General features: G+C 59.8%; 19 protein-coding genes. 16 read left to right on the top strand and 3 right to left on the bottom strand.

Annotated features, from left to right (window positions below):
- Positions 1-11: 11 nt before the first annotated feature.
- Positions 12-689 carry an alpha/beta family hydrolase gene (locus DJ564_RS10720; RefSeq protein WP_109628946.1) on the bottom strand — a complete coding sequence of 226 codons (678 nt, stop codon included), beginning with the start codon at positions 687-689 and terminating at the stop codon, positions 12-14.
- A gap of 99 nt (positions 690-788) precedes the next feature.
- Here DJ564_RS10720 and ccoN (DJ564_RS10715) point away from each other — a divergent pair, with 99 nt between their 5' ends.
- From ccoN (DJ564_RS10715) to ccoP (DJ564_RS10680), 8 genes are all read left to right on the top strand, one after another.
- Positions 789-2,213, top strand: a complete 1,425-nt coding sequence (gene ccoN, locus DJ564_RS10715; protein ID WP_109628944.1) for a cytochrome-c oxidase, cbb3-type subunit I — start codon at positions 789-791, stop codon at positions 2,211-2,213.
- 10 nt (positions 2,214-2,223) lie between these two features.
- Positions 2,224-2,832: a cytochrome-c oxidase, cbb3-type subunit II gene (gene ccoO / locus DJ564_RS10710; protein ID WP_109628942.1), complete on the top strand. Its 609-nt coding sequence runs from the start codon at positions 2,224-2,226 to the stop codon at positions 2,830-2,832.
- Between the two features lie 3 nt (positions 2,833-2,835).
- The gene (locus DJ564_RS10705; protein ID WP_256597487.1) at positions 2,836-3,051 is read left to right on the top strand and encodes a cbb3-type cytochrome c oxidase subunit 3; all 216 of its coding nucleotides are present in this window, start codon (positions 2,836-2,838) and stop codon (positions 3,049-3,051) included.
- Complete coding sequence (gene ccoP, locus DJ564_RS10700; protein ID WP_109628940.1) at positions 3,048-4,001, top strand: cytochrome-c oxidase, cbb3-type subunit III; 954 nt, start codon at positions 3,048-3,050, stop codon at positions 3,999-4,001. Before DJ564_RS10705 ends, ccoP (DJ564_RS10700) begins: the two co-directional genes overlap by 4 nt.
- Positions 4,002-4,485: 484 nt before the next feature.
- Positions 4,486-5,928: a cytochrome-c oxidase, cbb3-type subunit I gene (gene ccoN / locus DJ564_RS10695; RefSeq protein ID WP_109628938.1), complete on the top strand. Its 1,443-nt coding sequence runs from the start codon at positions 4,486-4,488 to the stop codon at positions 5,926-5,928.
- A complete protein-coding gene (gene ccoO / locus DJ564_RS10690) occupies positions 5,928-6,536 on the top strand; it encodes a cytochrome-c oxidase, cbb3-type subunit II (protein WP_009042961.1) in 609 nt (202 codons plus the stop codon). The genes ccoN (DJ564_RS10695) and ccoO (DJ564_RS10690) overlap by 1 nt, the downstream gene beginning before the upstream one ends.
- A gap of 5 nt (positions 6,537-6,541) precedes the next feature.
- Positions 6,542-6,727: a CcoQ/FixQ family Cbb3-type cytochrome c oxidase assembly chaperone gene (locus tag DJ564_RS10685; protein WP_003175465.1), complete on the top strand. Its 186-nt coding sequence runs from the start codon at positions 6,542-6,544 to the stop codon at positions 6,725-6,727.
- A complete protein-coding gene (ccoP, locus tag DJ564_RS10680; protein ID WP_109628936.1) occupies positions 6,724-7,707 on the top strand; it encodes a cytochrome-c oxidase, cbb3-type subunit III in 984 nt (327 codons plus the stop codon). Before DJ564_RS10685 ends, ccoP (DJ564_RS10680) begins: the two co-directional genes overlap by 4 nt.
- Before the next feature lie 78 nt (positions 7,708-7,785).
- Here the strand turns inward: ccoP (DJ564_RS10680) and DJ564_RS10675 are convergent, their stop codons facing one another.
- Complete coding sequence (locus DJ564_RS10675; protein WP_109628934.1) at positions 7,786-8,808, bottom strand: metallophosphoesterase; 1,023 nt, start codon at positions 8,806-8,808, stop codon at positions 7,786-7,788.
- A 562-nt stretch (positions 8,809-9,370) separates the two neighbouring features.
- Here DJ564_RS10675 and ccoG point away from each other — a divergent pair.
- The 8 genes from ccoG to DJ564_RS10630 all read left to right on the top strand — a co-directional run bounded on the left by ccoG (position 9,371) and on the right by DJ564_RS10630 (position 17,968).
- Positions 9,371-10,786, top strand: coding sequence for a cytochrome c oxidase accessory protein CcoG (gene ccoG / locus DJ564_RS10670; protein WP_109628932.1), 1,416 nt, complete (start codon positions 9,371-9,373; stop codon positions 10,784-10,786).
- Positions 10,787-10,797: 11 nt separating this feature from the next.
- On the top strand, positions 10,798-11,337 hold the full coding sequence (locus DJ564_RS10665) for a FixH family protein (RefSeq protein WP_109628930.1): 540 nt from the start codon (positions 10,798-10,800) through the stop codon (positions 11,335-11,337).
- A gap of 172 nt (positions 11,338-11,509) precedes the next feature.
- Positions 11,510-13,960, top strand: a complete 2,451-nt coding sequence (locus DJ564_RS10655; RefSeq protein ID WP_109628928.1) for a heavy metal translocating P-type ATPase — start codon at positions 11,510-11,512, stop codon at positions 13,958-13,960.
- Positions 13,961-13,982: 22 nt separating this feature from the next.
- A complete protein-coding gene (gene ccoS / locus DJ564_RS10650; RefSeq protein WP_109628926.1) occupies positions 13,983-14,201 on the top strand; it encodes a cbb3-type cytochrome oxidase assembly protein CcoS in 219 nt (72 codons plus the stop codon).
- Positions 14,194-14,877, top strand: coding sequence for a sulfite exporter TauE/SafE family protein (locus DJ564_RS10645; RefSeq protein ID WP_109628924.1), 684 nt, complete (start codon positions 14,194-14,196; stop codon positions 14,875-14,877). The genes ccoS and DJ564_RS10645 overlap by 8 nt, the downstream gene beginning before the upstream one ends.
- 216 nt (positions 14,878-15,093) lie before the next feature.
- Positions 15,094-16,476 (top strand): oxygen-independent coproporphyrinogen III oxidase, encoded by a 1,383-nt coding sequence (hemN, locus tag DJ564_RS10640; RefSeq protein WP_109635992.1) that lies wholly within the window; start codon positions 15,094-15,096, stop codon positions 16,474-16,476.
- A gap of 129 nt (positions 16,477-16,605) precedes the next feature.
- Positions 16,606-17,340, top strand: a complete 735-nt coding sequence (fnr, locus tag DJ564_RS10635) for a fumarate/nitrate reduction transcriptional regulator Fnr (protein ID WP_109628922.1) — start codon at positions 16,606-16,608, stop codon at positions 17,338-17,340.
- 79 nt (positions 17,341-17,419) lie between these two features.
- Positions 17,420-17,968 carry an adenine phosphoribosyltransferase gene (locus DJ564_RS10630; protein WP_109628920.1) on the top strand — a complete coding sequence of 183 codons (549 nt, stop codon included), beginning with the start codon at positions 17,420-17,422 and terminating at the stop codon, positions 17,966-17,968.
- 126 nt (positions 17,969-18,094) lie between these two features.
- Here the strand turns inward: DJ564_RS10630 and DJ564_RS10625 are convergent, their stop codons facing one another.
- On the bottom strand, positions 18,095-19,243 hold the full coding sequence (locus DJ564_RS10625; RefSeq protein WP_109628918.1) for an acyl-CoA dehydrogenase family protein: 1,149 nt from the start codon (positions 19,241-19,243) through the stop codon (positions 18,095-18,097).
- Positions 19,244-19,278: the final 35 nt, after the last annotated feature.

Here is a 19,278-nt window from a genome sequence, read left to right as displayed (position 1 = left end):
ACCTTTCAACATTACGCAAGAAATCCAGTTACCTTCTGCGCCGCTGCAACCAAATGCTGTTCATGGGTAAACCCGGAAGCCTTCAGCGGCTTCAAATCATGATCCCCCGCCACCAGCCAGAACACCTGGATGCTCGGCGCCAACTCATAACCTTCGACCGCCTCGCGATTGCCCAGCGCATCCCGCTCACCCTGCACGATCAATGTCGGCGTCTTCAACGAAGACAAATGTTCGACCCGAGGTTTCTCCGGTTTACCCACCGCATAAAACGGATAACCGAGGCACACCAACGCATCCGCCTGCAGCTCATCCGCCAAAAGACTGGCCATCCGCCCGCCCATGGACTTGCCGCCAATGGCCAGACGCCCAGTGACATGGCGTCGCACCTCGGCGTACACCTCACGCCAGCATTCCAACAGTTTCGGCGCCGGATTCGGTGGACGCTTACCCCCGTCAATACGCCGTTGTGCCATGTATGGAAACTCGAAACGCAGCACGTTGATCCCAGATGCAGCAAGGCGTGCAGCCATGTCGTTCATCCAGCCGCTGTCCATTGGCGCACCGGCGCCGTGGGCGAGGATCAGGGTTACCGATGCAGGTCCTGAGGCGGCATTCCACAACCATCCATGATCCCGCACACACTGCGCCCATTGATCCCCGTCAATACTGGCCTTGTGCTCTTTGTCCATGCTTACCTCGCTTTTAGTCTGCCTATAACTCCAGGCGAAGGACGCGCTGCCTTTTTGTTGCAAGCGTGCTCACTTCGGCTGAACCGTGGATGGGGAACCATGAACACTTCTATCAGTACCGCCTACAACTACAAGGTGGTCCGCCAATTCGCCATTATGACGGTGGTGTGGGGCATCGTCGGCATGGGGCTCGGGGTTTTTCTCGCGGCCCAATTGGTCTGGCCTGAACTCAACTTCGATTTGCCGTGGACCAGTTTCGGCCGGTTGCGCCCGCTGCACACCAACGCGGTGATCTTCGCCTTCGGCGGTTGCGCCCTGTTCGCCAGTTCATTCTATTCGGTGCAACGCACCTGCCAGACCCAGCTGTTTGCACCGAAAATCGCCGCGTTCTGCTTCTGGGGCTGGCAATTGGTGATCCTGCTGGCGGCGATCAGCCTGCCCCTGGGCTACACCAGTTCCAAGGAGTACGCCGAGCTGGAATGGCCGATCGACATCCTGATCACCATTGTCTGGGTCGCCTACGCCATCGTGTTCTTCGGCACATTGGCCAAACGCAAGACCAAGCACATCTACGTCGGCAACTGGTTCTTCGGTGCGTTCATCATCACCGTGGCGATTCTGCACATCGTCAACAACGTTGAATTGCCGGTGAGTTTCACCAAGTCGTACTCGGTGTACGCCGGTGCGACCGATGCCATGGTTCAGTGGTGGTACGGCCACAACGCCGTAGGCTTTTTCCTCACCGCCGGTTTCCTCGGGATGATGTATTACTTCGTGCCGAAACAGGCCGAGCGTCCGGTGTATTCCTATCGCTTGTCGATCGTGCACTTCTGGGCCCTGATCACCCTGTACATCTGGGCCGGTCCGCACCACTTGCACTACACCGCGCTGCCGGACTGGGCGCAGTCGCTGGGCATGGTGATGTCGCTGATCCTGCTGGCGCCAAGCTGGGGCGGGATGATCAACGGGATGATGACCCTGTCGGGCGCCTGGCATAAGTTGCGCAGCGACCCGATCCTGCGCTTTCTCGTGGTCTCGCTGGCCTTCTACGGCATGTCGACCTTCGAAGGGCCGATGATGGCGATCAAGACGGTCAACGCCCTCTCCCACTACACCGACTGGACCATCGGCCACGTTCACGCCGGGGCACTCGGTTGGGTAGCGATGATTTCAATCGGCGCGCTGTACCACATGATCCCGAAAATCTTCGGCCGCACGCAGATGCACAGCATCGGCCTGATCAACGCGCACTTCTGGCTCGCCACCATCGGCACCGTGCTGTACATCGCCTCGATGTGGGTCAACGGCATCGCCCAGGGCCTCATGTGGCGCGCAGTCAACGAAGACGGCACGCTGACCTACTCCTTCGTCGAAACCCTGGTGGCCAGCCACCCAGGCTTCGTCGTGCGACTGGTGGGCGGTGCGATCTTCCTCAGCGGCATGTTCCTGATGGCTTACAACACCTGGCGCACCGTGCAGGCCTCGCAGCCTGCCGAAGTCACCGCTGCCGCGCAGATCGCCTGAGGAGTCCGCCATGAAACACGAAACAATCGAGAAAAACGTCGGCCTGCTGATGCTGCTGATGGTCTTGGCCGTGAGCATCGGCGGTCTGACCCAGATCGTCCCGCTGTTCTTCCAGGACGTGACCAATAAACCGGTGGAAGGCATGAAGCCCTACACCGCGCTGCAACTGGAAGGTCGCGACATTTACATCCGCGAAGGCTGCGTCGGTTGCCACTCGCAGATGATCCGGCCATTCCGCGCCGAGACCGAACGTTACGGCCACTACTCGGTGGCCGGTGAAAGCGTCTGGGATCACCCATTCCTCTGGGGCTCGAAACGTACCGGTCCGGACCTGGCCCGGGTCGGCGCGCGCTACTCGGATGACTGGCACCGCGCGCACTTGTACAACCCGCGCAACGTCGTACCCGAATCGAAGATGCCTGCCTACCCATGGCTGGTCACGCAAGCGGTCGACAGCAGCCACACCGAAACCAAGATCCGCACCATGCGCACCCTCGGCGTGCCATACAGCGATGACGACATCAGCGGCGCGGTCGCCAGCCTCAAGGGCAAGACCGAAATGGACGCACTCGTTTCTTACCTGCAAGTGCTCGGCACTGCCATCAAGAGCAAGAGGTGAGCCATGACCATACCCTTCGAAATAGTGACCGTGATAAGCAGTGGAATGATCCGCGGTCTCGGTACGGTCGTCGTGTTCGTGGCCTTCGTCGGCCTGACGCTATGGGTGTTCAACAGCAAGCGCAACCCGGAATTCGCCGAAGCGCGCCTGTTGCCGTTTGCCGATGAGCCACAACCCGATAGCACCCAAGAACCTGAAACAAGGAGTACCCGGCCATGACCACCTTCTGGAGTACGTGGATCTGCGTACTGACCATCGGCAGCCTGATCGGCCTGACCTGGCTGCTGATCGGCACCCGCAAGGGCGAAACCAAGGGCAGCGTCGACCAGACCATGGGCCACAGCTTCGACGGCATCGAGGAGTACGACAATCCGCTGCCGCAGTGGTGGTTCATGCTGTTCGCCGGCACGCTGGTATTCGCCGTGGGCTACCTGATTCTTTATCCGGGCCTGGGCAACTGGAAAGGCATCCTGCCGGGTTACGAGGACGGCTGGACCGGCGTCCACGAATGGGAAAAGGAGATGAACAAGGCAGACGCCAGGTTCGGGCCGATCTTCGCCAAATTCGCCGCCATGCCGGTGCAAGAAGTGGCCAATGACCCGCAAGCGCTGAAAATGGGTGGTCGCCTGTTTGCGTCCAACTGCTCGGTGTGCCACGGCTCGGATGCCAAGGGCGCTTTCGGCTTCCCGAACCTGGCCGACAGCAACTGGCGTTGGGGCGGCGACGCCGAGATGATCAAGACCACAATCATGGGCGGTCGCATGGCGGCCATGCCGGCCTGGGGTGAAATCCTCGGTGAGGCCGGCGTGAAGAACGTGGCCGCGTATGTGCGTCACGAACTGGCCGGCCTGCCACTGCCCGCTGACGACACCGCCGATCTGCACGCTGGACAGCAAGCGTTCAGCACCACGTGCGTAGCCTGTCATGGGGCAACCGGCAAGGGCACTGAAGCCATGGGCGCGCCGAACCTGACGCAACCGGCCGGATTCATCTACGGTACAAGCCTGGCGCAACTGCAACAGACCATCCGCCATGGCCGCCAGGGCCATATGCCGGCGCAGAACGAACTGCTCGGCAACGACAAGGTGCAATTGCTGGCCGCCTACGTTTACAGCCTGTCTCACGGTCTGAACACCGACCGTCTGCAAGCCGAAGACAAACGCGAATAAATCTCGACCGCTCTACTGCCGCATTCTCCCCGGATGCGGCAGTTCCCTGCCTCTTTGCGACCAAGTGTCGCACCCCTCCGTTGGTCCTCCTTTCGGTTCACCTGATTCGGGTCTAAGCTTGCTCCGATGCGAACTGGCATGAGCCGGTTCCAGGTCGACTCAACCCGATGTGTTCGACGAATCTGCTCGATGACAGGCCGCAAAGGCTGGTAGATACCGGCTGTCGTGCCAATTGCCATCGGTCACCCGATCGTTGTGTTTGAACACACCCCGTAACAACTGACCTGACCCCCTCACCTTTTTCGTTCACTGCGACATTTTGTCCGAGGCCGATTTTGTCCTTACGCGGCGCATGGAAAGGCCGCAGAATCAGCTTTTGAAAGCATTGACCCAGGTCATGGCGCGTTGCAATGACCCCCCGCTTTCTACATACTTGCGGCCGATTTTTACTCCTAATAAAACACCCAAACCGTGGAACCTTAGAATGAGCACAGCAATCAGTCCGACTGCTTATAACTATAAGGTAGTCCGCCAGTTCGCCATCATGACGGTGGTCTGGGGGATCCTTGGCATGGGGCTTGGTGTCTTCATCGCCTCACAGCTTGTATGGCCGGAATTGAACTTCGGTCTGCCGTGGACGACTTTTGGACGCTTACGCCCGTTGCACACCAACCTGGTGATTTTCGCCTTCGGTGGTTGTGCTCTGTTTGCCACTTCTTATTACGTCGTGCAGCGAACCTGCCAAACGCGACTGATTTCCGACAGCCTCGCGGCCTTCACCTTCTGGGGTTGGCAAGCGGTCATTGTCGGCGCGATCATTACCTTGCCGTTGGGTTACACCACCACCAAGGAATACGCGGAACTGGAATGGCCCCTGGCTATTCTGCTGGCCATCGTCTGGGTGTCCTACGGTCTGGTGTTCTTCGGCACCATCACCAAGCGCAACACCAAGCATATCTATGTGGGTAACTGGTTCTACGGTGCCTTCATCGTCGTGACGGCGATGCTGCACATCGTCAACCACGCGTCCCTGCCGGTCAGCTTCTTCAAGTCCTACTCGGCCTACGCCGGTGCGACTGACGCGATGATCCAGTGGTGGTACGGCCACAACGCGGTCGGTTTCTTCCTGACCACCGGCTTCCTGGGAATGATGTATTACTTCGTTCCGAAACAGGCCGAGCGTCCGATCTACTCCTATCGCCTGTCGATCGTGCACTTCTGGGCGCTGATCACCCTGTACATCTGGGCCGGTCCGCACCACCTGCACTACACCGCACTGCCGGACTGGGCTCAGTCCCTGGGCATGGCGATGTCGATCATCCTGCTGGCTCCAAGCTGGGGCGGCATGATCAACGGCATGATGACCCTGTCGGGCGCCTGGCATAAGCTGCGCACCGACCCGATCCTGCGCTTCCTGGTTGTGTCGCTGGCCTTCTACGGCATGTCGACCTTTGAAGGCCCGATGATGGCCATCAAGACCGTGAACTCGCTGTCGCACTACACCGACTGGACCATCGGCCACGTACACGCCGGCGCCTTGGGCTGGGTTGCGATGATCTCGATCGGCGCCATCTATCACATGATCCCGAAACTGTTCGGTCGCGCGCAGATGCACAGCATCGGCCTGATCAACGCGCACTTCTGGCTTGCGACCATCGGCACCGTTCTGTACATCGCTTCGATGTGGGTCAACGGCATCACCCAGGGCCTGATGTGGCGTGCAATCAACGACGACGGCACCCTCACCTACTCGTTCGTCGAAGCCCTGCAAGCCAGCCACCCTGGTTTCATCGTTCGCGCCCTGGGCGGTGCGTTCTTTGCCAGCGGCATGCTGTTCATGGCCTACAACGTATGGCGGACCGTACGTGCCTCGAACCCGGCTGAAGCCGAAGCCGCCGCTCAGATTGCTGTAGTTGGAGCTCACTGATGAAGCATGAAGCAGTCGAGAAGAACATTGGCCTGCTGGCCTTTTTCATGGTTATCGCCGTCAGCATCGGCGGCCTGACCCAGATCGTTCCGCTGTTTTTCCAGGACGTCACCAACAAGCCGGTCGAAGGCATGAAGCCGCGCACCGCCCTTGAACTGGAAGGCCGCGACGTGTACATCGCCAACGGTTGTGTCGGCTGCCACTCGCAGATGATCCGCCCGTTCCGTGCTGAAACCGAACGTTACGGCCACTACTCCGTTGCCGGTGAAAGCGTCTGGGACCACCCGTTCCTGTGGGGTTCCAAGCGTACCGGTCCGGACCTGGCCCGTGTCGGCGGTCGTTACTCCGATGACTGGCAGCGTGCGCACTTGTACAACCCGCGCAACGTGGTGCCTGAGTCGAAAATGCCGGCCTACCCGTTCCTCGTGGAAAACAAGCTCGACGGCAAAGACACCGCCAAGAAAATGGAAGTCTTGCGCACGCTCGGCGTCCCTTACACCGACGAAGACATCGCCGGTGCCAAGGATGCTGTGAAGGGCAAAACCGAAATGGACGCGCTGGTGGCCTATCTGCAAGGCCTGGGCACCATCATCAAAAGCAAACGGTGATTTAGATGGATATCGGGATGATTCGTGGCCTGGGCACCGTTGTTGTGATGGTGGCCTTCATCGGTCTGGCGTTATGGGTATTCAGCCCCAAGCGCAAGTCGGAGTTTGAAGACGCGACCTTGCTGCCTTTCGCGGATGATCCCGAAGCCATCAAGCACGTCGAGCAAGCTTCTAGGAGTAACAAAGAATGACTACGTTCTGGAGTCTGTACGTCACAGTCCTCAGTCTCGGCACCATCTTCGCCCTGACCTGGCTGCTGCTGTCCACCCGCAAGGGCCAGCGAGCCGAGCAGACAGAGGAAACGGTTGGCCACTCCTTCGACGGGATCGAGGAGTACGACAACCCACTGCCGAAATGGTGGTTCATGCTGTTCGTGGGCACCATCATCTTCGCCTTGGGCTACCTGGTGCTGTACCCGGGCCTGGGCAACTGGAAAGGCCTGCTGCCAGGTTACAACTACCTGGATAACGAGAAGCAGACCGCGTTCGCCAACGGCCAGACTGGCTGGACCGGCGTTCACGAGTGGGAAAAGGAAATGGCCAAGTCGGACGCCAAGTTCGGTCCGATCTTCGCCAAGTTCGCTTCCATGCCGATTGAAGAAGTCGCCAAGGACCCGCAAGCCCTGAAGATGGGTGGCCGCCTGTTCGCCTCCAACTGCTCGGTCTGCCACGGCTCCGACGCAAAAGGCGCTTATGGCTTCCCGAACCTGACCGACGCCGACTGGCGCTGGGGTGGTGAAGCGGAAACCATCAAGACCACCATCATGGGTGGCCGTCACGCGGTCATGCCAGCGTGGGCTGACGTGATCGGCGAGCAAGGCGTTGCGGACGTTGCTTCGTTCGTGCTGACCAACCTCGATGGCCGCAAGCTGCCGGAAGGCACCAAGGCTGATCCGGTCGCCGGTCAGAAGCTGTTCGCCGCCAATTGCGCGGTATGCCACGGTCCGGAAGGCAAAGGCACCCCAGCGATGGGCGCACCTGACCTGACTCACCCGGCAGCGTTCATCTACGGTTCGAGCTTCGCTCAACTGCAGCAGACCATCCGTTACGGCCGTCAGGGCCAGATGCCTGCGCAAGAACAGCTGCAAGGCAACGACAAGGTTCACCTGCTGGCCGCTTACGTCTACAGCCTCTCTCACGGTGAGAAAGCGCCGGCGGAAGACGCTCAGTAAAGGCACACGCTTGCTGCAACAAAAAAACGGCCCCGTCATTTGACGGGGCCGTTTTCGTTTGGGGCCGGAATGTGGGGATTATCGAACCGCGATGGTTTCGACCTCCTTGCGGCTTGGCCAGTTGTTACCGTTGACCTGATGCACCGTCAGCGTCTTGCGATCCAGCGCAAAACTGGCGATCAGGTAGGTCTGATTGGAAGCGCCGCCACTCAGGAACACCGGAACGTCACCAAAGTAATCCGTCCTGTTCCATCCGGTAAAACGCCCCGGTTCACTATGTAAATGCCCTGCGAACACCGCGGTGACCTCGTAGCGTGCAATCATGGCCTTGAAGCGTTCAATCTGTTCCGGGCTTCCCTTCCAGCGATCAGGTTTGTGCATATTAATTAAAATGATCTGACCCTGATTGCGCGCCTGCAGCAGATCGCGCTCCAGCCAATCCAGCGCATCCGAGATTTCAAAGTTAACCTTATTCAAAGGAAACCCCGAGGAAAAATTCACCGTGTAAGTAGGCTCGTTATTGAGTTGTATCAGGTGAACATCACCCACAGACTTTGAATAAGCAAGACTTCCGTAATAAACTTTTGCACCCCCCTCGCTCCGAGCTGCAAAATCAAACGTATTGACCTTCCCCCAATATTTTCCCCGCAACTCAACAATGCTACCAGCGGCGCAATTATTCTCGGGAAAACTGCAGTCATTAATATTGTTTTCGTAGTCGTGATTACCCAGACCGTAGTCATAAACACCGCCCAGGTACTTCTCCAGAATCGACTGGGTTGTGGAGCGTTCGCTGCCGTGGCCGAAAGCCGTCATATCCCCATTGATCATGACCGGAATATGGCCAGGGTCCTGGCTGTGGTTGCTCCGAAAACTGGCGACATCCGAATACTGGGTTTCAATCAACCAACGAGAACGCTTGTCTCGGTCCGAATCCGACTCCTCCCAACCGTAATCGGAACTTTCGGTCCAGGGGAATTGCGGATCCGAAGTAAATATCAAATGGCGAGGCGAGAAGTCGGTGGGGTTCGCATGGGCAGCCGACGCGGCAACACATAACAACACGACAGTAAGTGGCTTGGTGCACTTAGTCAAAAACATAGAATTCCATTTCCATAACAAGATTAGTTAACAGGCGTGCAACTTACAAGCCTACCAACAACTTATGCCACGCTTTAAATCCATGCAAAGCTCGCAATTAACAACCTATGTTTCTAAAACTATCAAATATTTGAGAAACCCCCAACTAACGAACATAAATTCAACCATTGTTTGCTTGTTGGTGATGCCTCTAAATCGAGCGTGCAATCACCTTCATCGATCTGTGGATCTGTCCTGATGTTCCTGCTCGATACGAGCGTGACTGCTGATTTGCGCCCCCCAGGCTGAGGTAATGACTCGCAACGTGGCGGACGCTCCTTCCAGCCCTGTGCGATTTGATCAACCCGTGCTGATGGACCGGCGCGCCCTGCAAAACCGTCCATAATTCACAAGTCAATTGATTCAAGTCATTACACTGTCAGTTGATTTCCACCAACGTGACCAAAGGTCGCACCCTTGAGCTAGAGCGACAGGCGTATCATTGCGCCACTGCAACACCTCTTTTTGACCGCGGTCGGCATGTACTGACCGAGGCATTTTTCCACTGCCGTGGGATGCAATGATGAGCAATCAGATTCCGGTACACGACGTCACACCGCCAGCCAAAGACGCGAACACCAGCGTCGACCTCTACGCCTCTCGGGAAAAAATCTACACGCGAGCCTTCACCGGCCTGTTCCGCAACCTGCGGATGATGGGCGGTGCCGGGTTGTTTCTGCTGTATTTCGGCACGGTCTGGCTGAACTGGGGCGGCCATCAAGCCGTCTGGTGGAACCTGCCGGAGCGCAAGTTTTTCATCTTCGGGGCGACCTTCTGGCCTCAGGATTTCATCCTGCTTTCCGGGATCCTGATCGTCAGCGCCTTCGGCCTGTTCTTCATTACCGTGTACGCCGGTCGGGTGTGGTGCGGCTATACCTGCCCGCAGAGCGTCTGGACGTGGATTTTCATGTGGTGCGAAAAGGTCACCGAAGGCGACCGCAATCAGCGCATCAAACTCGACAAGGCGCCGATGAGTGCCAACAAATTCCTGCGCAAATTCAGCAAGCACTCGATGTGGCTGCTGATCGGCTTCGTCACCGGCATGACCTTCGTCGGTTACTTCTCGCCCATTCGCGAACTGACGATCGACTTCTTCACCGGCGAAGCCGATGGCTGGTCGTATTTCTGGGTCGGTTTCTTCACCCTCGCCACCTACGGCAACGCCGGCTGGTTGCGTGAGCAGGTGTGCATTTACATGTGCCCGTATGCGCGTTTCCAGAGCGTGATGTTCGACAAGGACACCCTGATCGTTTCCTACGATCCGCGCCGTGGTGAAAGCCGCGGCCCGCGCAAGAAAGGCATCGACTACAAGGCCCAGGGCCTGGGCGACTGCATCGACTGCACCATGTGCGTCCAGGTCTGCCCGACCGGGATCGACATTCGGGACGGTCTGCAGATTGAATGCATCGGCTGCGCGGCGTGCATCGATGCCTGCGACAGCATCATGGACAAGATGGACTACCCCCGCGGGTTGATCAGCTACACCACCGAACACAACCTGTCCGGGCAAAAAACCCATAAACTGCGCCCGCGCCTGATCGGCTATGCCCTGGTGCTGCTGGCCATGATGGGCTTGCTGGCGGGCGCGTTCTTCATGCGTTCGCTGGTGGGTTTCGACGTCAGCAAGGACCGCGTGCTGTACCGCGAGAACGCCGAAGGCCGGATCGAAAACGTCTACAGCCTGAAGATCATGAACAAAGACCAGCACGACCATACCTACGTGCTGGAAGCCTCCGGTTTGCCGGACCTGAAGCTGCAAGGCAAGCGCGAGATCAAAGTCGCCGCCGGGGAGATTTTCAGCCAGCCGGTCGAATTGTCGATCGCACCGGAAAAACTGCCGTCGAGCACCAACGAGGTGAAATTCATCCTCAAGGATGCCGATGACGACAGCGTCCACGTTGAAGCCAAGAGCCGATTCATCGGCCCACAAATTCGTTGAGAGAAGTGATCATGCCCGCAGCAAACGCCGCAAGCCCTTGGTACAAGCATCTTTGGCCATGGATCATCATCGCCATCCTGGCCTGTTCCGTGACCCTGACCTTGTCCATGGTGACCATCGCGGTGAACAACCCGGACAACCTGGTCAACGACAACTACTACGAGGCCGGCAAAGGCATCAACCGCTCCCTTGACCGCGAGCTGCTGGCCCAGACCCTGTTGCTGCGCGCCAGCGTTCATCTGGATGATGTGACCGGCGAAGTCGATTTGCGCCTGAGCGGCAACAGCCAACCGAAAACCCTTGAGCTGAACCTGATCTCGCCGACCCAGCCGGAGAAGGATCGCAAGATCACCCTGGCCCGCAGCGAAACTGAACAGGGCCGCTATATTGGCCAGTTGAGTGACAAGGTTGAAGGCCGTCGTTTCGTCGAATTGCTGGGCACTCAGGACGACCACATCTGGCGCATGTTCGAAGAAGAGCTGGTCAGCCATGACAAGGATCTGCTCTTGGGTGACGAGCCGCTGCAAGGCGCGGAAGACCTGAAGAAGTAATATCCAGCGAATTCGGTCAACTGTGGCGAGGGAGCTTGCTCCCGCTGGGGTGCGAAGCGCCCCTGAAACCAGCAAACCGATTCTTTCAGGCATAGCGAGTTCGCAATAGCGACTGCTTCGCAGCCGAACGGGAGCAAGCTCCCTCGCCACAATGGTTCTCATGGCAACAGACATGACCACGCCAACTCCCTGCTACCACTGCGCCCTGCCCGTCCCGGCCGGCAGCCGCTTCACCGCTGCGGTCCTCGGTGAAACCCGCGAGTTCTGCTGCCCGGGTTGCCAGGCCGTGGCTGAGGCGATTGTGGCCGGTGGGCTGGAAAGCTATTACCAGCATCGCAGCGAGTCATCGGCCAACCCCGAAGCCTTGCCGGTGCAGTTGGTGGATGAGTTGGCGCTCTACGACCGCGCCGACGTGCAAAAGCCTTTCGTGCGCCACGACGGCGAACTCGCCGAAACCACCCTGTTGATGGAAGGCATCAGCTGCGCCGCCTGCGGCTGGTTGATCGAAAAACACCTGCGCGCCTTGCCCGCGGTGGCCGAAGCACGATTGAACCTGTCCAACCATCGCCTTCACGTACGCTGGGCCGACGCGCAATTGCCGTTGAGCCAGGTGCTCAGCGAATTGCGCCACATCGGCTACGCCGCACACCCCTATCAAGCCGACCGCGCCAGCGAACAACTGGCCAGCGAAAACCGCCTGGCCTTGCGCCAACTCGGTGTCGCCGGACTGCTGTGGTTCCAGGCGATGATGGCGACCATGGCCACCTGGCCGGAATTCAATATCGACCTCAGCCCCGAGCTGCACACCATCCTGCGCTGGGTCGCGCTGTTCCTCACCACACCGATCGTGTTCTACAGCTGTGCGCCGTTTTTCAAAGGGGCGATGCGCGATTTGCGCACCCGCCACCTGACCATGGATGTGTCGGTGTCGCTGGCAATCGGCAGTGCCTACATCGCCGGGATCTGGACCTCGATCACCGGCGTCGGCGAGCTGTATTTCGATGCCGTAGGGATGTTCGCGCTGTTCTTGCTGGCCGGGCGTTATCTGGAACGTCGCGCCCGCGAACGCACCGCCGCCGCTACCGCACAGCTTGTAAACCTGTTACCTGCTTCGTGCCTGCGCCTGAGCTCCGACGGCCAGAGCGAGCGGATCCTGCTTAGTGAGTTGCGTGTCGGCGATCAAGTGCTGGTGCACCCGGGCGCTATCCTGCCGGCCGACGGCAAGATCCTCGATGGCCAGTCGAGCATCGACGAATCGCTGCTGACCGGCGAATACCTGCCGCAACCGCGCACCCAGGGCGATGCGGTCACCGCCGGCACCTTGAACGTCGAAGGCGCGTTGACCGTGGAAGTCTTGGCGCTGGGTCAGGACACGCGGCTGTCAGCCATCGTCCGTCTGCTGGACCGCGCTCAGGCCGAGAAGCCGCGACTGGCGGAAATCGCCGACCGCGCCGCGCAATGGTTCCTGTTGCTGTCATTGATCGCGGCAGCGGCGATTGGCCTGTTGTGGTGGGAACTGGATTCGTCACGAGCCTTCTGGATTGTTCTGGCGATGCTGGTTGCGACGTGCCCGTGCGCCTTGTCGCTGGCCACACCGACCGCCCTCACCGCCGCCACCGGCACGCTGCATAAACTCGGTTTACTGCTGACCCGCGGTCATGTGCTGGAAGGTCTGAACCAGATCGACACGGTGATTTTCGACAAGACCGGCACGTTGACCGAAGGTCGATTGGCCTTGCGTTCGATCCGCCCGCTCGGCGCACTCGACAGCGATCAATGCCTGAGTCTCGCCGCCGCGCTGGAAAACCGTTCCGAACACCCGATCGCCCGCGCATTTGGCCGGGCGCCGCTGGCGGCCGAAGAAGTCCTCAGCACGCCGGGGCTGGGCCTCGAAGGTTTGGTCGGCACGCAGCGCCTGCGCATTGGCCAGCCGGGTTTCGTCTGCGAACTCAGTGGCGCCGCCGTGCCGGTGATGCCCGACGAAGCGGGTCAGTGGCTGCTGCTCGGCGACAGCCAAGGGCCACTGGCGTGGTTTGTCCTCGATGACCGTTTGCGCGCCGATGCGCCGGCACTAGTGGAAGCCTGCAAGGCCCGTGGCTGGCGCACATTGCTGCTGTCGGGCGATACCTCGCCAATGGTCGCCAGCGTCGCCGCCGAACTGGGCATCGACGAAGCCCGGGGCGGTTTGCGCCCCGATGACAAATTGCAGGTCCTGCAACAGCTGCACAAGGAAGGCCGCAAGGTGTTGATGCTCGGTGACGGGGTCAATGACGTGCCGGTGCTGGCCGCTGCCGACATCAGCGTGGCGATGGGTTCGGCCACCGATCTAGCGAAAACCAGTGCCGATGCGGTGTTGCTGTCCAACCGTCTCGATGCGCTGGTGCAAGCCTTCAGCCTGGCGCGGCGCACCCGCCGGGTAATCATCGAGAACCTGCTGTGGGCCGGGCTGTACAATGGCCTCATGTTGCCGTTCGCCGCCCTCGGCTGGATCACCCCGGTGTGGGCTGCGGTCGGCATGTCCATCAGTTCGTTGACCGTGGTGCTGAACGCCCTGCGCCTGACTCGCCTGCCGAGCGCGCCTGCCGCCCACACCACGCCAGAAACCCGCCCGCTGCCGGCCTGAGCCGCGCGGGCATGGAGTCCAGATGCCAGCTCTCTACGTGATGATCCCGGCCGCGCTGCTGATCGTGGCCATCGCTATCTTTATCTTCTTCTGGGCGGTCGACAGCGGTCAGTACGACGACCTCGACGGCCCGGCCCACAGCATTCTGTTCGACGACCAGGACCCGAACCACAAGGCCGCGGTCGACGAAGCCAGCGGCCATCCGGCCAAACCGGACGACAAGGCGCCGCCTCATGCTTGAGTTGGCGCCACTGCTGGTGTCTGCGGTGATTCTCGGCCTGCTCGGCGGCGGGCATTGCCTGGGCATGTGCGGCGGCCTGATGGGCGCGTTGACCCTGGCGATTCCCAAGGAGCAACGCAGCCGGCGTTTTCGACTGTTGCTGGCGTACAACCTGGGGCGAATTCTCAGCTATGCGACGGCCGGTCTTCTGATCGGCCTGGCGGGCTGGGCGGTCGCCAACAGTCCGGCGGCCATGTTCATGCGCGTGATTGCCGGATTGCTATTGATCGCCATGGGCCTGTACCTCGCCGGCTGGTGGAGCGGCCTGACCCGCATCGAAAGCCTCGGTCGCGGCCTGTGGCGGCATATCCAGCCGGTTGCCAACAAACTGCTGCCGGTATCGAGCCTGCCCCGCGCGTTGCTGCTGGGCGCACTGTGGGGCTGGCTGCCGTGCGGGTTGGTTTACAGCACGTTGCTGTGGGCGGCGAGCCAGGGCAATGCGCTGGACAGTGCGCTGCTGATGCTCGCGTTCGGGCTCGGCACCTGGCCGGTGCTGCTGGCCACGGGGCTCGCGGCGGAGCGGGTCACGGCGTTGTTGCGCAAACGGTATGTGCGGATGACGGGTGGGTTGCTGGTGATGGTGTTCGGAATCTGGACCTTGCCGGGGCCGCATCAGCATTGGCTCATGGGGCACTAAACCTGTGGCGAGGGAGCTTGCTCCCGTTGGGGCGCGAAGCGGCCCCACCCTTTACCCGAAAAGAGGGGGACTGCTGCGCAGTCCAGCGGGAGCAAGCTCCCTCGCCACAAAACCACCCGCGGCCACCGATGACCGTTGATGCAAATCAAGATGCCCCGCCGCCCCACCCCATAGACTCGCTGACACTGCCAGCCTATCCGGGGGAATGCCCGCATGATGCTCGACGCCATTCGTTGGGACACTGATCTTATCCGCCGTTACGACCTGGCGGGGCCGCGCTACACCTCTTACCCCACCGCCGTGCAATTCGACGGACAGGTCGGCACCTTCGACCTGTTTCACGCCCTGCGCGACAGCCGCAAGGCACTGCGCCCGTTGTCGCTGTACGTGCACGTGCCGTTCTGCGCGAACATTTGCTACTACTGCGCCTGCAACAAAGTCATCACCAAGGACCGTGGCCGCGCCCTGCCCTATTTGCAGCGCCTTGAGCAGGAAATCCAGCTGATCGCCTGCCACCTCGACCCGGCTCAGAAAGTCGAGCAACTGCACTTCGGCGGCGGCACCCCGACTTTTCTCAGCCACGACGAACTGCGCCAGTTGATGGCTCATCTGCGCAAGCACTTCAACCTGCTGGACGACGATTCCGGCGACTACGGCATCGAGATCGACCCGCGTGAAGCCGATTGGTCGACCATGGGCCTGCTCCGCGAACTGGGCTTCAATCGGGTCAGCATTGGCCTGCAAGACCTCGACCCGGCGGTGCAACGGGCGGTCAATCGCCTGCAAAGCCTGGAAGAAACCCGCGCCGTGATCGACGCCGCCCGGACCCTGCAATTTCGTTCGATCAACATCGACCTGATCTACGGCTTGCCGAAGCAGACTCCAGACAACTTCGCCCGCACGGTCGACGAAGTCATCGCGCTGCAACCGGATCGGCTCTCGGTATTCAACTACGCGCACCTGCCGGAACGCTTCATGCCGCAGCGGCGGATCAACAGCAACGAGTTGCCGACGCCGGCGCAGAAGCTGGAAATGCTCCAGCGCACCATCGAACAACTGACCGCTGCCGGTTACCGCTACATCGGCATGGACCACTTCGCCTTGCCCGACGATGAGCTGGCGATTGCCCAGGAAGAATCGACCCTGCAACGTAACTTTCAGGGCTACACCACTCACGGCCATTGCGATTTGATCGGGCTGGGGGTGTCGGCCATCAGTCAGATCGGCGACCTCTACTGCCAGAACAACAGCGATCTGAATCAGTATCAGAACACGCTGGCCTCCGCCCAACTGGCCACCAGCCGTGGTTTGCTGTGCAACGCCGATGACCGCGTGCGACGGGCGGTGATTCAACAGTTGATCTGCACGTTCAACCTGGAGTTCGCGGACATCGAACAGGCCTTCAACATCGATTTTCGCGGTTACTTCGGTGAACTGTGGCCTCAGCTACAGACCATGGCCGATGACGGTTTGATCAGCCTCGACAACGAGCGGATCAGCGTACTGCCCGCCGGTCGCTTGCTGGTGCGTTCGGTGTGCATGGTGTTCGATGCCTATTTGCAACAGCACAATCACCAGCGGTTTTCGCGAGTGATCTAGTCATCAGCTCACTTGCCGGTTAGCAAAATGCTGGCTTTACGACCCTGCGGCAAAATCGCCGCGTGCCTGAATGTCCTCCCGTGAGTTACCCTTACGGCTTATGTGTGTTTTCCCACAAGGATTGAAGAAATGTCCGAGCCAGTAAAACTGCGCGCTCACAGCCAGGCCCATTGCAAGGATTGCAGCCTGGCCCCCCTCTGCTTGCCACTTTCTCTGAATCTGGAAGACATGGAAGCGTTGGACGAAATCGTCAAACGGGGTCGTCCGCTGAAAAAAGGCGAGTTCCTGTTCCGCCAGGGCGACACCTTCGATTCCGTTTATGCAGTTCGCTCTGGGGCTCTCAAGACCTTCAGCCTGAGCGATGGCGGTGAAGAACAGCTCACCGGTTTCCACCTGCCAAGCGAACTGGTCGGCCTGTCGGGCATGGACACTGAGAAGCATCCGGTTTCGGCGCAAGCCCTGGAAACCACGTCGGTGTGCGAAATCCCTTTCGAACGCCTCGACGAACTGGCCCTGCAACTGCCGCAACTGCGCCGTCAGTTGATGCGAGTGATGAGCCGCGAGATTCGTGACGATCAACAAATGATGTTGCTGCTGTCGAAGAAAACCGCCGACGAGCGCATCGCTACATTCCTGGTCAACCTCTCGGCACGCTTTCGCGCGCGGGGTTTCTCGGCCAATCAGTTCCGCCTGAGCATGTCGCGCAACGAAATCGGCAATTACCTGGGCCTGGCGGTGGAAACCGTGTCCAGGGTGTTCACGCGCTTCCAGCAAAACGAACTGATCGCCGCCGAGGGCAAGGAAATCCACATCCTCGACCCGATCCAGCTCTGCGCCTTGGCCGGTGGTTCCCTCGAAGGCTGATTCTGGCGATTGCGGCTGAGCGAAACGGTTCAGCCGCCGTTATACTGCGACGTTTGCAGCCTGCCAGGATTCTTCGACCATGGCCTTTGACGCCTTCGACATCAAATCCCTCATCCGTCCCGTGATCGACTTCCCGAAGCCGGGCGTGATCTTTCGCGACATTACGCCGTTGTTCCAGTCGCCCACGGCCCTGCGCCTGGTGATGGACAGCTTCGCCCATCGTTATGTCGAGGCGGACTTCACGCACATCGGGGCGATGGATGCCCGTGGTTTCCTCATCGGCTCGATCCTGGCCTATCAGTTGAACAAGCCGTTGGTGCTGTTCCGCAAGCAAGGCAAACTGCCGGCCGACGTGTTATCCGAAGGTTATGCGACCGAATACGGTGAAGCCTTTCTCGAAGTACACGCCGACAGCTTGTGCGAAGGCGACTCGGTGGTGATGTTTGATGATTTGATCGCCACCGGCGGCACGCTGATCGCAGCGACGAACCTGATCCGGCGCATGGGCGCACGGGTTCATGAAGCGGCGGCGATTATTGATCTGCCCGAGCTGGGTGGGTCGCAACGGCTGAAAGAGATGGGGATTGCGACTTTTTGCCTGACGCAGTTTTCGTTGAGCGAGAAGTAAGCGGCGTTCTCAAGGGCCTCTTCGCGAGCAATCCCGCTCCCACAATTGATCGAGTTGCCCAAACGGACGCGGTCTAATGTGGAAGCGGGCTTGCTCGCGAAAGCGCCATCCTCAACACCGCAGGACTTAAAGCCCCATCTGCTTGCTGATGATTTCGTTCATCACTTCCCGCGTCCCGCCACCGATCGACAGAATCCGGTTATCCCGATACAACCGCTCCACCAGGCTTTCACGCATGTAACCCAAACCACCCAAAATCTGCACCGCATCCGTGGTAATTCGGTCAGCCGTGTCCGTCGCAAAATTCTTCGCCATGGAAATCTCCTTGATCACGCTCTGCCCCGCCGCCATTTTCGCCGCCTGACGGTAAGTGAACTCCCGCGACACCTCCAACGCCGTAGCCATTTCCGCGAGGCGGTGCTTGAGCACCTGGAATTTGCCGATGGGTTTGCCAAAGGCTTCACGCTGACGCGCCCATTTCAGGCTTTCCTCCAGCGCCAACTGCGCCGTCATGTTGGCCATCAACGCCAACGCCAGGCGTTCGCTCTGGAAGTTACCCATGATGCAGGCGAAGCCCATGTTCTCGGCGCCAATCAGATTTCCTACAGGCACCCGGCAATCGTCGAAGAACAATTCGGCGGTATCCGACGCCCACCAGCCCATTTTCTTCAACTGCCGCCCTACGGTGAAACCCGGTGTGCCCTTTTCTATCAGGAGCAGACTGATTCCGCCGAAACCCGGCTCGCCGGTACGCACCGCAACGGTATAGAAATCCGCGCGCACACCGCTGGTGATAAAGGTCTTGTTGCCGCTGACCCGGTAGAAATCACCGTCACGCACAGCACGGGTTTGCAGGTTGGCGACGTCGGAGCCGCCGCTGGGTTCGGTGACCGCCAGCGCGCTGATCTTCTCGCCGGCCAGCACTGGCGGCACGACGCGGTCACGGACTTCGGGACTGGCCCACTTGAGTATCGGCGGCAGGCCGATGTCCAGCGAACCGAGGCCGGCCACCAGACCGCCAGAGCCGCAACGCATCAGTTCTTCGCTGGCCGCGACCTTGGCGAACAGGTCGCCTTCGTGGCTGCCGCCCAAAGATTCGGGATAACCGATCCCCAGGATGCCCGCCGCACCGGCCTTGAGATAGAGCTCGCGGGGAAAGCTTTCAGCTTCTTCCCACTGGTCAATGTCCGGAAGGATCTCGCGTTCGACGAAACGTCTGACGCTGTCACGGACCAATTGGTGGCTGGGATCGAAGTATTCCTGGAAGGCAGGCATCGGCGAACTCCACTGAAGGTTCAGCGAAGTTAACC

It is taken from the genome of Pseudomonas sp. 31-12 (genome assembly GCF_003151075.1).
Lineage (GTDB): Bacteria > Pseudomonadota > Gammaproteobacteria > Pseudomonadales > Pseudomonadaceae > Aquipseudomonas.
This window is presented reverse-complemented; position numbering and strand designations above follow the sequence as displayed.